General features: G+C 70.2%; 11 protein-coding genes and 1 pseudogene. 4 read left to right on the top strand and 8 right to left on the bottom strand.

Features of this window, described 5'->3' with window-relative positions:
• The first annotated feature begins 85 nt into the window (after positions 1–85).
• Positions 86–1,096, top strand: a complete 1,011-nt coding sequence (locus B5D66_RS26305) for a DUF4158 domain-containing protein (RefSeq protein ID WP_144390039.1) — start codon at positions 86–88, stop codon at positions 1,094–1,096.
• A gap of 98 nt (positions 1,097–1,194) precedes the next feature.
• On the opposite strand, the gene B5D66_RS08700 is transcribed toward B5D66_RS26305, so the two are convergent.
• From B5D66_RS08700 to B5D66_RS08690, 3 genes are all read right to left on the bottom strand, one after another.
• Positions 1,195–1,923, bottom strand: coding sequence for a TetR/AcrR family transcriptional regulator (locus B5D66_RS08700; RefSeq protein ID WP_078761151.1), 729 nt, complete (start codon positions 1,921–1,923; stop codon positions 1,195–1,197).
• 43 nt (positions 1,924–1,966) lie between these two features.
• Positions 1,967–3,187: an FAD-dependent monooxygenase gene (locus B5D66_RS08695; protein ID WP_078761150.1), complete on the bottom strand. Its 1,221-nt coding sequence runs from the start codon at positions 3,185–3,187 to the stop codon at positions 1,967–1,969.
• 753 nt (positions 3,188–3,940) lie between these two features.
• Entirely contained in the window at positions 3,941–4,546 is a 606-nt protein-coding gene (locus B5D66_RS08690; protein ID WP_078761149.1) for a TetR/AcrR family transcriptional regulator, read from the bottom strand.
• Between the two features lie 64 nt (positions 4,547–4,610).
• Here B5D66_RS08690 and B5D66_RS08685 point away from each other — a divergent pair, with 64 nt between their 5' ends.
• Positions 4,611–5,501 (top strand): oxidoreductase, encoded by an 891-nt coding sequence (locus B5D66_RS08685; RefSeq protein ID WP_078761148.1) that lies wholly within the window; start codon positions 4,611–4,613, stop codon positions 5,499–5,501.
• Between the two features lie 15 nt (positions 5,502–5,516).
• Here B5D66_RS08685 and B5D66_RS08680 read toward each other — a convergent pair whose 3' ends face one another.
• On the bottom strand, positions 5,517–5,840 hold the full coding sequence (locus tag B5D66_RS08680) for a hypothetical protein (protein ID WP_078761147.1): 324 nt from the start codon (positions 5,838–5,840) through the stop codon (positions 5,517–5,519).
• 238 nt (positions 5,841–6,078) lie between these two features.
• Here B5D66_RS08680 and B5D66_RS08675 point away from each other — a divergent pair, with 238 nt between their 5' ends.
• Positions 6,079–6,660 (top strand): TetR/AcrR family transcriptional regulator, encoded by a 582-nt coding sequence (locus B5D66_RS08675; RefSeq protein ID WP_078761146.1) that lies wholly within the window; start codon positions 6,079–6,081, stop codon positions 6,658–6,660.
• A gap of 132 nt (positions 6,661–6,792) precedes the next feature.
• Positions 6,793–7,419 carry an NAD(P)-dependent oxidoreductase gene (locus B5D66_RS08670; protein ID WP_078761145.1) on the top strand — a complete coding sequence of 209 codons (627 nt, stop codon included), beginning with the start codon at positions 6,793–6,795 and terminating at the stop codon, positions 7,417–7,419.
• A gap of 1,719 nt (positions 7,420–9,138) precedes the next feature.
• Here B5D66_RS08670 and B5D66_RS08665 read toward each other — a convergent pair.
• The 4 genes and pseudogenes from B5D66_RS08665 to B5D66_RS08650 form a co-directional block, all read right to left on the bottom strand.
• Entirely contained in the window at positions 9,139–9,384 is a 246-nt protein-coding gene (locus B5D66_RS08665; RefSeq protein ID WP_144390038.1) for an MFS transporter, read from the bottom strand.
• A gap of 174 nt (positions 9,385–9,558) precedes the next feature.
• Positions 9,559–10,322, bottom strand: a pseudogene (locus B5D66_RS08660) (class I SAM-dependent methyltransferase).
• Between the two features lie 694 nt (positions 10,323–11,016).
• Entirely contained in the window at positions 11,017–11,901 is an 885-nt protein-coding gene (locus B5D66_RS08655; protein WP_078761143.1) for a DUF2268 domain-containing putative Zn-dependent protease, read from the bottom strand.
• A 222-nt stretch (positions 11,902–12,123) separates the two neighbouring features.
• Positions 12,124–13,383, bottom strand: a complete 1,260-nt coding sequence (locus tag B5D66_RS08650) for an amidohydrolase (RefSeq protein ID WP_078761142.1) — start codon at positions 13,381–13,383, stop codon at positions 12,124–12,126.
• Between the last annotated feature and the right edge of the window lie 374 nt (positions 13,384–13,757).

Below are 13,757 nucleotides of genomic sequence, written 5' to 3'. Positions count from 1 at the left end.
TGTCAGGGGTTTGGATCTTCTGGGCCTGTCGGGGGGTCGTGCTCGGAGAGGTTGGTCCGGTCATGACGACCGGAAGGAGACCGGAGTGCGGCAGGAGTGGGAGCCGGAGGACCTGATCGAGGCCTGGACGCTGCTGGAGGAGGACCAGGAGCGGCTGCGGAACAAGTCGGGGACGAACCGGTCGGGGTTCGCGCTGTTACTGAAGTTCTTCGAGGTGGAGGCCCGGTTTCCGGAGGACGCCGGGGAGATCCCGGTGCCGGCGGTGTCCTACGTCGCCCAGCAGGTGAAGGTGCCCGTGGAGGAGTGGGCCGCGTACGACTGGGCAGGGCGGGCGATCAAGCGGCACCGGATGGAGATCCGGGGCGCGTTCGGCTTCCGTGAGTGCAGCGAGGAGGACCAGGCCCAGCTCGCCGATTGGCCGGCGGTCGAGCTGTGCGGGGTGGAGCTGAACCGGGACCGGCTGGCGGAAGCGATGGTCGCCCGCTGCCGCAAGAACCGGCTGGAGCCGCCGACGCCGGGGCGTATCGCCCGGCTGGTGGGGTCGGCGGTCAGCACCTTCGAGGAACGGTTCTGCGCGGCCACCGTGGGGCGGCTGTCGGCGGCGACCCGGTCCCGGCTGGACGATCTGATCGCTGAGGACACCGGCGCGGGCGAGGAGAGCGCGGGCGGCGGGGGCACCTTCTTCGCTGAGCTGAAGGCAGACCCGGGCGCGCTGGGGCTGGACAGCCTCCTGGCGGAGGTGAACAAGCTCCAGCGGGTGCGGGCGCTGGAGTTGCCGCCGGAGCTGTTCGGGGACATGTCGGAGAAGCTGGTCGCGGCCTGGCGGGCACGGACGGCGAAGGAGTACCCCTCGGACCTGCGGGCGGTGGCAGGTCCGGTGCGGTACACGCTGCTGGCCACGTTGTGCCATGTGCGGGAGACGGAGATCACCGACTCGCCGGTGGAGCTGTTCGTCCAGCTCGCCAGCATCTACCGGGCACTCGCCGAGCACGAGAAGCGGGTGGCGTACCCGGAAGCCATCGAGGCCGCGCACGCCGACTTCGCCGCCCTTCAGGCCGAGGAGGTCCCCGGGCCCCGCCTCGCCGCTCCTGCCTGAGCCTCACTCTGATTGCACAATGTTACTCGTCACTCCGTGGCAGCTTCGGGAGAACAGGGCCCTCTAGACAGACCTGAACCCAGGAGGCGTGGGCGTGATCAACCCCGGGGCGCTCCCACGGCCAGCGACCGCAGGTGCTCGACGATGTCGGCGCACACCCGGTCGAAGACGGCCAGGACCTCCTCGGCGGCCGCGCCCAGCACCGCCTCCCCGGGCTCGGAGTCGCCCTCCAACAGCGTGGTGACCGTCTCGGCCAGGACCAGACCGGGGTCGCGGTCGAGGGGCGGTCCGGTGAAAACGGCGGTGGTCTGCACCGCGAAGAACCCTTTCAGCAGCGCGTGCAGCGCGTAGGCCTGGTCGCTCAGGGCCCGGTCCTTGCGGACAAGACCGTGCTGGCGCAGGACATCGAGCACCGCTGTGCACAGGGCTTCGGGCGCGGCCCGGGCGAAGACGTCCCTGCTGTCGGTGTGGTAAGCCATCAACCGCAGGGCGTCCTCGTCGCCGGCCTGCAGGCGCTGGTTCAACAGCGGGACGAGCATGGTGTGCAGCAGCAGAGCTGTCAGGCGTCCGGGCCGCACCAGGCCGGGATCGGCCTCCAGGGCTCGACGGACCTGGTTCAGGCCCTCCACCAGCTCGCGGCCTACCAGGTCCAGCAGCAGGTCCTCCTTAGTGGCCCAGTACAGGTACACGGTGCCCTTGCCCACCCCGGCGGCACGAGCGATCTCGGCGATGGTGACCTTGCGGATCCCATGGTCGAACACCAGCTCGCGGGTGGCGCTGAGGATCCGGGCGGCCTTGGGTGAGTCGTGCTCGACCGGCTGGGGCATGGGGATCGTCCTTCCTGGACCGCGGGCAGGGCCCGAAGAGCTGTCAGGGTGCGGCGATGTCCAGGGCCTTCATCCGGAAGTCCTCGCTCCTGGACATCTGTTTCTGCAGGACCGTGCCGATCAGCGGCGCGTTCCTCAGTCGCATCATCGCAGCCCGCCGACGCTGCTGGGACCGGTCGCCGGGGGTGAAGAGCTGGCGCATCTGCATACCGCTCTTGAGCTGGTAGGCGATGAAGGGCGACAGGCGCTTGTGCCAGGAGTCCAGGGCCCGGCCCAGGTCGTCGGGGTGGCGGTCGAGCATGGTGCCCAGCAGTTCGGCCCCGGCCATGGCGGTGGAGGCTCCCATGCCCGAGTACAGGGTCAGGCACCAGGCGGCATCGCCCAGCAGCACGACGCGGCCGTGGTGCCACTGCCTCATCCGCACCTGGTGGACGGAGTCGAAGAGGAAGTCGTCGGCCTGCTCGAGCTCCTCCATCAACTGGCCCAGGATCGGGCCGGGGGGCTCGGGGCCGAAGGCGGCGCGCACCGATTCCACGGCCGGACGGGCGAACTCGGCGTCCACGTCGCCAGTGCGCCAGGAGAAGAGCAGGCCCGGGGCGTGGTCGCCGAAGGCGAAGGTCCAGGCGGAGCGGCCCGGTTCGGCCAGCACCACGGCGTCCTGGGCGCGGAAGCCCTCCAACGGTCCGCGCATGAGTGTGGCAGCGATCATGTAGTTCAGGGCGTGCAGGTGGTTGGCGTCAGGGCCGAAGACCAGGCGGCGCACGGTCGAGCGCATCCCGTCTGCGCCCACGACCAGGTCGAATGCCTCGGTGGTCTCGGTGCCCGCAGCGGTGTCGTGCAGGGTCACGTGCGCGGCCGCGGTGTCCTGGCGGATGTGCACGGGCACGGTGGCATAGCGGATCTGCACGTCCTGGGGCAGGGCCTCGAACAGGGCGCTCTCGATGTCGCCGCGCAGTACCAGCCGCGGGTGTCCGGGCAGTTCGTCGTACGACATCCCCCTGCTGCGTCTGCCGGCGCGGTCGACCTCGTAGCCGACGGTGTCAGGGGCGGTGCGGTCACCGATCTGCTCCAGGACCCCCAGGCGCCGGGCCGTGGCGACGCCGGTGCCGAACACACCGACGAAGTAGCCGCCCGACCGCCGCCCTGGGGCGCGTTCGACCACGACCGGCTCCCAGCCGATCTGGTGCAGCCGCAGCGCCGCAGCGGCCCCGGCGATACCCAGCCCGACTACCAGCGCCCGCGGTTTGCCACTCGTGCCCGTCATGTCTTGCGTCCCTTCCTCGGAGTCTGCCCATCCCACAGTAGAACCAACTGACCAAAATGCCCAGATGGTCAGTCAGTGGCGTGGGACACAGTCAGACAGCGGAACCTCTCACCTGGACCGGGGCCGAGATCGGGAGGACCGCCGTCGCCCCCGAGGGGCCGGTCAGGGTTGTGCCGGTAACGCCCTCCGTGATGTCAGTGACTGAGCGCGAAGCCCTGTGCGTGTCCGAATGTCGATCATTCGTTGAACACTCCCCCTCGACCGCCCTGGAAGGGGCCTGGGCAGGGGCTGGAGTGTCGAGAAGGCCAGGCGTACGACAACGTGACCAGGACCGTTCTCCGTACGCTCGGGGCGTGGACTCCTCTCCCGTGCTGCTCGACGACCCGCTCGCGCCCGCCCGGGGGCGCGGCCGGTCACGGGTGTCCCGGTGAAGATCTCCCGTTCCTCCCGGGAGATCCGGTATCGCCTGCCGGCCCGTGACGCCTTGAGCCCTCCTTACCCGCAGGGGGCCGGCCGGTGGTGACGCGGAGGCCCGCCGAGGTCGCCACCGGCCCCACCCGGTGGAACCACGGCGTCGACGTCTCCGTCCCGGCCTCCCGGACCCCCAACGGGAAACCGGCACGCCGAAACGGCGCCGGGGGAGAGTAGCTCCAACGGCGCGCGTGGGCGGCGGCCCGCGGGACAACGGTGGCGGAGCGCGCGCTAGGGCCCTCGCCCTGACGACGCCCGGCCGCGGCACTGCGCGGGCGGGTTCTACGGAAGCGGGCGGGTGCCCCGCAAGAACTGGTCGACCGCGGCCTCCACGAGTCCGTCGCGCAGTTCCGGTTTGACGATATTGCCGTTGATGATCGAGGCGATGCCCTGAAGGGTCGCGAACAGGACGATCCCGATCCGCTCGGGGTCGCCCGCCTGGAGCTCCCCTCGCTCCTGCCCCTGCACGATCAGCGCGTTCAACAGCCCGAATGGCGCTTCGGCCGCCTTGACGATCCGTGTCGCACCCGGCCGGTGCTTGCTGGTGTACATCAGCTCCAGGAGCGCGGCGTTCTCGGTGGCGAAGCGGGTGTAGGCCGTCGCGGCGGCACGCGCACGAGCCGGGAAGTCGTCGCCGGCGTTCGCCAGCGCGCTACGCAACGCGGTGTCGAGCTGGGCGAATCCGGCCTCGGCGAGCGCGTCCAGCAGTGCCTGGCGATCCGGGAAGTGCCGGCGCGGCGCGGCGTGACTGACGCCCGTCTCCTTGGCCAGCTCGCGCAGCGACAACTGGTCCACGCCGCGCTCCCGTAGGACGCGCTCGGCCGCGTCGAGCAGCGCGGCCCGGAGGTTTCCGTGGTGGTAGGGCCGCCCTTGGGTCACGTCTGCCATGGGATCTACGATAGCAGTCATGTTTGCATTGACTACTTTGTTTTCGCTGACTACTTTGTAGTCCATGACAACATTCTCCGTTTCCGACATCCCCTCCCTGGCGGGACGCACCGTCGTCATCACCGGCGCGAACAGCGGGATCGGCCGCGTGACCGCCCGTGTCCTCGCCGCCAGGGAGGCGCGCGTCGTGCTCGCCGTGCGCAGCCCCGAGAAGGGCCGCGCGGCCGCCGCCACGATGACCGGCCACGTCGAGGTCCGGCCGCTCGCCCTCGCCGACCTCTCCTCGGTCCGCGCGTTCGCCGAGAACTTCACCGAGCCCGTCGACGTGCTGATCAACAACGCGGGGGTCATGATCCCGCCGCTCTCCCGCACGGCCGACGGCTTCGAGCTACAGTTCGGGACCAACCACCTGGGACACTTCGCGCTCACCAACCTGCTCCTGCCACGGATCCGGGAGCGGGTCGTCACCGTCTCCTCCAACGGGCACAGGGTGGGCGCGATCGATTTCGGCGACCTCAACTGGGAGCACAGGCCCTACCGCGCGATAGCCGCCTACGCACAATCCAAGCTGGCCAATTTGCTGTTCACGACCGAACTCCAACGACGGCTCGCCCGCGTCGGCTCACCGGTGATCGCGACCGCCGCGCACCCCGGCGTAGCGGCCACGAACCTGCTGAGACCCGACGGCCGGCGACGCGCGGTCCACCTCGCGCAGAAGGCGGCGATCGCGCTTTTCACGCAGAGCGACGAGGACGGGGCCCTTCCGACGCTCTACGCGGCCGTGGCGGAGATGCCGGGCGACGGTTACGTGGGCCCGGGGGGCTTCCTGGAGGGACGCGGCGCCCCGAAGCCGGTCGGCCGCTCGGCGCGGGCGCGCGACACCGAGGTGGCGCGCCGCCTGTGGGAGGTCTCCGAAGAGCTGACGAAGGTCACCTTCCCCGAGCGTTCCCTCTGAGCGTCTGCCCCGCGCTCATCGCCTCTCGATCCCGGGATGCTCGACCGGCCGACCTCGCGGAACACCTGGTGGACGCGGTTCCCGCGGGAGCCGGAGCGTGGCCACCCCGGCCGGTGGGCGGGCCGCACCCTCCACCACCGGCGCGGGAGCCCGTGGAGCGGACGCGTCCCCGATCAGCGTGCCGATGCTCCTCAGCACCTCCGACATGGCGCCGAACGCCCCCAGCACGATGATCTTGAGGATGGCGCGTTCCTCGTCGTAGACGGCCTCGACGCGCAGGCGGTCCTCGGGGGCGTGGCCCTGGACCGAGGTCAGGAGTGTGTTGGATAGCCGGATCACCGCCTCGCGGTCGATCGCGTCAACCCCTCTCCGCCTCGGCCAGGACGATCCCTACCACGGTGGACGGCACGGCCGCGGCCGACCATGTGGTCCCACCGGCCCCGCATGGTCACAGCGCCGGCCGTCTCCTACGAGACCGGGGTCTCCAGGTGCGGCCAGGCAGATCGCCTCCTTCACTCTCCGGCGTGGGCGTACAGTACAAACGGAGAGCCGTCCGCTTGTACCGGGAGGATGAGACATGACCCGAGCCGGCGAAGCGGTGCAGCGCGCTGACGCGCAGCGCAACAGGGAGCGCATTCTCAAGGCCGCCGTCGTGGAGCTCGCACGCGACGCGGACGTGTCACTGAGCGCGATCGGCAAACGCGCCGGGGTCGGCCAGGGCACCCTGTACCGCCACTTCCCCGACCGGGAAGCCCTTCTCTGGGCGGTCCACCAGCGCGAAGTCGAAGGGCTCGTCGGCTCCGCCCACGAACTGACCGAGGCGACCGAGCCCGACCGCGCGCTGCGGGCGTGGATGTCACAGCTGGCCCGCTTCGCGCTCACCAAGGCCGGCCTGGGCGGCGTGACACGTCAGACGGACGGCGCCGAGGACACATCCGCCCGCCCGGGGTACGCCCTGGTCATCGGGGCCATCGAGACCCTCCTCGCCGCGAATCGGCGAGCCGGCACCATCCGGCCGGACATCACGGTCGAGGACTTCGTCATCCTGGTCTCCGGCCTGTGGCAGATCGCCCCCGATGAGCGGTGGGAGGCCCGCGCCGAGCGGCTCCTCGATCTGGTCATGGCAGCGCTCCAGGCGGGACCCCGCGCCCTCCGGTAACGTCGTCCCTCTGGGCGTCCTTGTCAGGCGGACAGTCGTCCGCTACGCTCCGGTCAGCCGGACAGCTGTCCGCTTGGCGGGTGTCGCCTTCCTGGAAGGCCGCGATGCTCGGGCGCAGAGAGGGACACGGGTATGAAGCTGCTGATCCTGGGGGCGACCGGCCACACAGGGAAGCATGTCGTCGAACGCGCGCTCGAACACGGCGACACGGTCACCGTCCTCGCCCGCCGGCCGGAGAGGCTCGCTCCCCTGGCGGGGCGCGTCACCGTCGTCGCGGGAGACGCGACGTCGGCCGACGACCTGGCGAAGGCGATGGCCGACCAGGACGCGGTCATCTCCACCATCGGCCGCGGCACCTCCATCCGCGCCAATGATCTCTTCACGCGAGCGGCGAGTGCGGTGGACGCGGTGGCGAAGAAGACCGGGGTCTCCCGCCTCGTCTGGATGTCGTCGTACGGGGTGGGCGCCACATACGAATCGGCAGCGCCCCTTCAGAAGGCCATGTACAAGACGTTCCTGCGCGACATCTACGCCAACAAGGCCCTCTCCGAGAAGACCATCCGCGCGAGCGGACTGGACTGGACGATCGTCTACCCCACCGCCCTCACCAACGGTCCGGCCAAGGGCGCCTACCGCGTGGGCGATCACATCGAGATGAAGGGGGTTCCCCGGATCAGCCGCGCCGACGTCGGGCACTTCATGCACGACGCGGTCCACGATCCCGCCTGGATCCACCGCGAGGTCATCATCACCGACTGACGTGCGCGCGCCATGACCAGCGCGGTCACCTTCCTCCTCGACGGAGCCCGTCCGATTCGCCGCCTCGGCTCCGGCGGTCCGCGTCCGCCGGATTCACCGGCCCGTCCGGCCCCGAGAAGGCGCGGACAGATAAGCCGGAATCCACGAGTGCGCGCAGGGCGCTGCTGACATGCCAGAGCGGACCTCATTCGTGTCCTTTCATGACGCTCCGGTAGCCCAGCGTCGGTTGTCCCACGGTGGAGGGATCGCGGATGAAGCCGTGTCTGCGCTGAAGACATGGCATGCGAATGACGGAGGGTGTCGAGCGGGTCGAGCAGCACGGTCACGTCCGGATCCGGTTCTCCCGAAGGGCCGGGACAGGGCGGGGAATCCGTGGACTGTTACGCGGTCGGGTACGAATCACCGGCTGGTGATTCACGGGGAGGATTCCTTCGGTACGGCGGCAACCCGAGGTGTGGTGGTCCGGGATGGAGAGCATCGCGGGCTCCTCCACCCGGGGCGGCGCCCCTGGTCCGGCACCATCCCCGATCACGTGGCGGCGCCCAAGCACCGGGGAAACCGCCGGGCGGAGCAATCCCCTTCCCCGGGAGCCGGACCGAAGGGGCTTCGAGGCGGGAGAGAGCATCCTGTCCGTCGCCGGCCCCCGTTCCCCAGGCCCCCTGCCGACCAGGAGGGACGTCGGAGTCACCGTCGCGGCGCCGTCCCCTCCGCCAACTTCTTGTCCGTTAAGTACGTTTTGCGTAATTTTCACGACAGGTTGTACCGAAAATTGACGCCACAGAATCGACGCTGACGGCTTTTCTTGCACGGACCGGTGTCATAGATCCTGACGAGACGACACTCCCTCCAACTCGCCCTCAGGGCCATATAGAAGCATTGTCACCGTCCGTGTCCATTCATTGCTCAGTGTAGTTGAACGGATGTCCAATGCTCCCCTTTCGGGGAGGCCTCCTCGTTTCTCGTGGAGCGCGTCGCGCGGAGCGTCCCACCGGACACCCCCTCTCTGAGGTGCCGCACCCGCCCCACCCTCGCGGGGATGGGCCCCGCAAACGTAATCCCCTTCCGCTGGCCATTTTGTATTAATACTCGTTCTAAGCCTCCGATAAGGTTCACTTATCGGAGGCCAGAAATCCCATGCCTTCGGAGGTGTTAACGTTTGAGGTTAACGTATTAAGTAGCTTCATTACGTTGTTAACGAAACGAAATTGGCGGGGGGTGTCCGCTCGCGCGACGAGGTGGTCGCAGCAGCGCTCGGCCCCCCGCCCATGGGAAGGCCGAGCGCGGGAGGAATCAGCGGTGGAGAGCCGGGCTTCGGTTCGGCGATGAGCAGGGCCCCGCCACGACCTGTTCCCACGGGAGCCACCCGCGGTGGAACTTCCCGTGCGCCCCATCGGCCACGGCGCCCTCCCGCACCTCGACCGCGATCCCCCGCTGGAGCAGGTCACTGAAGACGATCAGCCCCTCCGATGGGTTGCGGCCCGGGCGATCGACTCGTGGACGGTCAGCATGTCCCCTCACGGATGCGCGACAGCGCGGACCGGTCCGCGACGCGGCGAGCTCGCCGCTGGTCTTCTTCTCGAACGATCTGGCCCAAGCCGCATGCCGCCGTTGGTCTCTCTTCTCGTCGGTGCTGACCCGGACCAGGCCGATGAACGCCAGACGGACCGGCTCCCGTTCATCGGACGTAGCCTGCGCGGAAGAGGCACGACGCCGAGAGCCTCAACACACCTGTTCGATGACCGGATGTCGCTGTCCGCTGAGAGACTTCTTGGATGGCAGCCGGATGAGGGGGTCGACCATGAGGGCGCCGAACGCGAGCGGCCCTCCGGCGAGGTTGGGGCTGCTGTCGCCGAGTCCCGCGCTGATGACGTAGCCGCCGAACCGGGCACCGATGGCGTTGCCGAGGTTGAACATGCCGATGTTCATCGAGGAGGCGAGGTTGGGGCCCCGGCGCGTTCGGCTCACTCCGTCACCAAACGCTGGATAGGGGAAACGGTGGCGAATCCAGCGGCCGCCATGAGGGAGCCGGAGGCGTCATCGGAACCCCGCGGGCGCTGAACGGGCTCGTCGCCCGTCTCACCTCACCGTCGCCTCGCCGGACCTCCGGCTCCGCTCATGATCTGCGACCGGCTCGTCGTTCTAAGGCGTGGGCGACGGCGGCACCTCAAGGACGAAGAAGAGGAAACCGATCCCGGTCGACAGGGCGTGGAAGTCGTCGGGGAACAGCTCGCGGGCGGCCGGATCGGGCTGCGGCTCGCTGACGACGGCAAGGCGGAAACCGGCGGCCGTGAAGGCATCGGTCATCGCGTGCAACGGCCTGCGCCACAGCTTCAGCGTGACGGGCTGTCCGCTGAACGTGAAATCCTCGATATAGCTGGTGGTCGCGAAATAGTCGGGCCGGGGGCTTGGATCGCGTAGTCCACGAACGGGTGGTGCACCGAGGCGATCAGCCGGCCGCCGGGCCTGAGCACGCGCCGCATCTCGGCCAGCGTCGGCCCCCAGTCCTCCAGGTAGTGCAGGACCAGTGACGCGACCACGTCGTCGAACGCCCCGTCGGGGAAGGGGAGGGGGTCGCTCAGGTCGCATACGCGCAGGTCCACATCATCGCCGAGCCGCCGCCTGGCCAACGCCAGCATTCCGGCACTGGCGTCGATGCCGGTGACGTCGGCACCGCGGTCGCGCAGAGCAGCGGACAGGGGGCCCGCGCCGCAGCCGGCGTCCAGGATCCGGCGGCCGGCCACCTCACCGGCGAGGGCCAGCATCGCGGGCCGCTCGTAGTAGGCGTTCTGGAGGTTGTTCTCGTTGTCCGCCATATAGGCCTCGGCGAAGCCGTCGTAGTCGTTCGCCTGGCCCGGACGCGCGGCCCGGGCGGGAGTCCCAGGCATGTCGGTGACTCGGTCCATTCCCGGAGCCTAGTGATCACGTGATCCGCCGGGTAGTCCCTGGACCCGGTTCGGGAAGGGGGGCCGCCCGGATGGAAGGCCGGCCGCCGACCGGGGCGAGGTCTCGCCCGAACCGGTGTCTCCGCAGCTCGGCTGGGCGGATCGAGCGAGTCGGCACAGCGGGTCCCGGGCCGGGCCTGCGGTGGCGGGGCCGCCTCGGGTGGCCGAGGTCGGCCGCGCCGGCCCGTCAGGGCCTGGCCTCCAAGACGCCGACACCCCGGATCCGAAAGGAGGATCGGCGGGCGGCCACACCACGCCACCGCGGCACGGTCTCCTCGGCCGACGACGCCCTCGACGCGCCGAGCTCGCTCACCACCTCGAACCTTCCGGCGCGGGCGGGCGGCGCCGAGCGATCGCGGACGGCTACGGCGCCGTCATCGCCGATTCGTGGATCCCGGGACCTTGCCGCCGGGCGGCACTGTGAGCACAGCGCCCTTGGTGCCCCCCTGTCGGCCAGGCCCTCGGTGATGGCCGCACACCCATGCCGAGCCGGTGCACGGCCAGGTCCGATTGTTGCCGGGCGACCGCCGTGGGGTCGGACCAGGAGCCGTTCTCGGCACCCCGGGGACAGTCCAGGAAGCCCGAAGCGATCCTGGTGGCGCGACTGCCCGCCGTCGTCACGGGCTCCTGGACCGTCCGCTCCACCGCTCCGGCGTCACCTGCGGCGGAGCGTGGCCGCGATGATCTCCGAGCTGTCGGCGTGCAGGGCCTGCGCCGCCGTCTGCCCGGTCACCGCCAGGTAGGTGTCGACCAACCGGTTGCCCGCGGCGTACCCGGCGCCCATCGGCAGTCCCACCGGGGTGAGGCCGAAGCGCTCGGCGCTGGGGTCGCCGTGCACCCAGGCGGTGAAGTTCTGCATGCCTGTCACGTCGAGCCCGGTGAGTACCTTGGCGAAGACCTCGTCGTCGCGCAGGTGCGGTACACCGATGCGGGTGGGGCCGAGCTCGTCGCCGTAGAGCTGTCGGGCGAAGGCGTCGGCCAGCCCCTCGGAGACGATGTGTTCGCCGACCGTGACGGACATCGGGTCCCACACGACCCCGCCGGGGCCGAACCGCAGGTTGTGGTGGAGCTCGTGCACGCAGGTGGCCTCCAGCCGCTCCACGTTCTCGGGGTAGGGCCACAGCGTGATCGCGATGTGGCCCGAGATGCCGCCGAACCCGGTCACGCCTTGGCAGGGACCCATGAAGTGTTCGTCCCCCGGATCGCCGAGCACGAACAGCACGGTGATGTCCGGATCCTCCAGCCCCGGTGTCGCCTCCAGCAGTACGGCGAGAGCGTCGTCGAAGGCGCGTTGCATCCGCTCCCAGGCCCCGGCCGCCGCCAGGGTTTCGAGCGCGTCGAGGCAACGCTCCTCGTCCCGGTCGATGGGGAACCCGGACGTCTCGACGTGCACGGCCGGCAGGTCGACCTCACCGGGCTGGTAGCGGTACATCCCCCTGCTGGGCTCCAGCATCGAACGCAGCAGGTCGACGCGGTCTGCGGCCGGGGCCAGCAGGATCCGCCTCATGACGGAGTAGGTGTCGAGAACAGTGATCGGCATGGGCCCGATGCTAGAAACTGACGTAGCGTCAGGGTCAAACCGGCGGCGCGCTTCGTCGAGGTACGGGCGGAACGCCATCGTCCGGTCCCGTCGTGGCCGGTGCTTCGCGGCTGTCCCGCCATCCCGTCGGGCCGGCCTTTCCGGAGTCCTCGGGGGCGTCCGCCCACGATGACGCCCGCCGCCCGGGGCCGATGGTCCGCTCCCATCGCGCCCGTGGGGACGTCACGGAGCACGGGTGAGCCACTGCGCGGCGGCGACCACGATGGCCCGCACGCCGGTGTCGATGGTGGGCTGGACCACCGGGGCGAACCGGGCGCTGTGGTTGACCGGGACGTCGCTGTCGAGGGTGCCGTTCTTCACCGCCCGAGCGTACTGGTCGGGGTCGGTGCCACCGATGCCCCAGTAGGTGTAGGGCACGCCGAACGCTTTCGGGATCTCGCTGAAGTCCTCGCTGGCGGTCTGTAGGTCGAGGGTGGTGGCCCGGTCGCCGAAGTGCCGGGCGAACGCGCGGGCGACCTTCCCGGTGGTCGCCTCGTCGTTGACGGTCGGCGGGAAGCCGCCGAACCGCTCGATGTCCGGCGGTTTCGGCGTGTCCGCCGCCGCGCACTCGGCCTTGGCGATCCGTTCGATGGCCGCGCGCACCTTCGCCCGGGTGTCCTCGTCGTAGGTGCGGACGTTGATCTCCATCCTGGCGGACTCGGGGACGTTGTTGGGGTTGGTGCCGGCGTGCACGCTGCCCACGGTCACCACGGCGGGGGTGAGCATGCCGATCTCGCGGGAGACGATGGTCTGCAACCGCACGACGATCATCGACGCGATCACCACCGGGTCGACGCTCGCCTGTGGTTGTGAGCCGTGGGCGCCTCGCCCGTGTACGGTGATCCGGTAGTTGTCGGCCGCCGACAGGACCGGGCCGGATCGGGTGCCGACACGGCCCGCCGGCATGGGCAGGACGTGCTGGGCCAGGCACACCTCGGGACGGGGAACGCGGTCGGTCAGGCCGTCGGCGACCATGGCGTCGGCGCCGTCGCCGGTTTCCTCTGCGCACTGGAACAGCGCGACGAGGGTGCCGTTCCAGGCGTCGCGGGACTCGGCCATGAGCCGGGCGGCGCCGAGCAGGCAGGTGACGTGGACGTCGTGCCCGCAGGCGTGCATGACCGGCTGTGGCGTGCCTCCCTCCCCGGGCGCGGTGGTGGCGCTGGCATAGGACAGGCCGGTCCGCTCCTCGATCGGGAGGGCGTCCATGTCCGCCCGGACCAGTACCACCGGCCCGTCGCCGTTGGCGAGCACACCCGCCACTCCGGTGTCGCCGATCCCGTCGCGCACGTCGTAGCCGCAGTCGGTCAGCAGCCGCGCGACCCGGTTGGATGTGCGATGCTCGGCGTGGCCGAGTTCGGGATGGGAGTGCAGGTCCCTGTACAACGCCTCCAGCTCGGGTCCGATCCGGCTCAGACCCGCGAGGATGTCCGTGCTGCCCGGCATGCCCGTGCCCCCTTCCACCACGACAGGCGACATGCCTGGTCGTTCCCTGCGGCCCCGTCGGCCCATGCCAAGCCGGGGGCAAACTCCCCGCCAACCTGGGGGTGCGCGAGCAACGGAACGAAATCCCGCGCCAAGGCCGGGCCTGGGCGTGCGACAGCGGCCCGCTCTCCTCGCGGCCGACGTTCCCCCGCCCGACCATCACCGGAGGGCAGCGGCCCGCCCGACACCGCCGCCTCGAACCCCTGCACCGCGTCCTCGATGAGACGGTGGGCTACCGCGCGCTCAGGCCGCGGCATGCCCGGCGCCGCCCTCCGCCTGATCCGCATCACCCCACTGGCCGGCGACGACATCGTTCAAGACGACGGCCGTGTCCT

Origin of the sequence: Marinactinospora thermotolerans DSM 45154 (genome assembly GCF_900167435.1) — a bacterium.
Lineage (GTDB): Bacteria > Actinomycetota > Actinomycetes > Streptosporangiales > Streptosporangiaceae > Marinactinospora > Marinactinospora thermotolerans.
The sequence above is the reverse complement of the archived record's forward strand: the minus strand, read 5'-3'. Positions and strand labels throughout refer to the sequence as shown.

Coding starts and splice junctions, on each gene's coding strand:
- B5D66_RS08695 (WP_078761150.1), bottom strand. CDS start 3,187: ATGACGGGCACGAGTGGCAAACCGCGGGCGCTGGTAGTCGGGCTGGGT.
- B5D66_RS08700 (WP_078761151.1), bottom strand. CDS start 1,923: ATGCCCCAGCCGGTCGAGCACGACTCACCCAAGGCCGCCCGGATCCTC.
- B5D66_RS08685 (WP_078761148.1), top strand. CDS start 4,611: ATGACAACATTCTCCGTTTCCGACATCCCCTCCCTGGCGGGACGCACC.
- B5D66_RS08650 (WP_078761142.1), bottom strand. CDS start 13,383: ATGCCGGGCAGCACGGACATCCTCGCGGGTCTGAGCCGGATCGGACCC.
- B5D66_RS08655 (WP_078761143.1), bottom strand. CDS start 11,901: ATGCCGATCACTGTTCTCGACACCTACTCCGTCATGAGGCGGATCCTG.
- B5D66_RS08690 (WP_078761149.1), bottom strand. CDS start 4,546: ATGGCAGACGTGACCCAAGGGCGGCCCTACCACCACGGAAACCTCCGG.
- B5D66_RS08670 (WP_078761145.1), top strand. CDS start 6,793: ATGAAGCTGCTGATCCTGGGGGCGACCGGCCACACAGGGAAGCATGTC.
- B5D66_RS08675 (WP_078761146.1), top strand. CDS start 6,079: ATGACCCGAGCCGGCGAAGCGGTGCAGCGCGCTGACGCGCAGCGCAAC.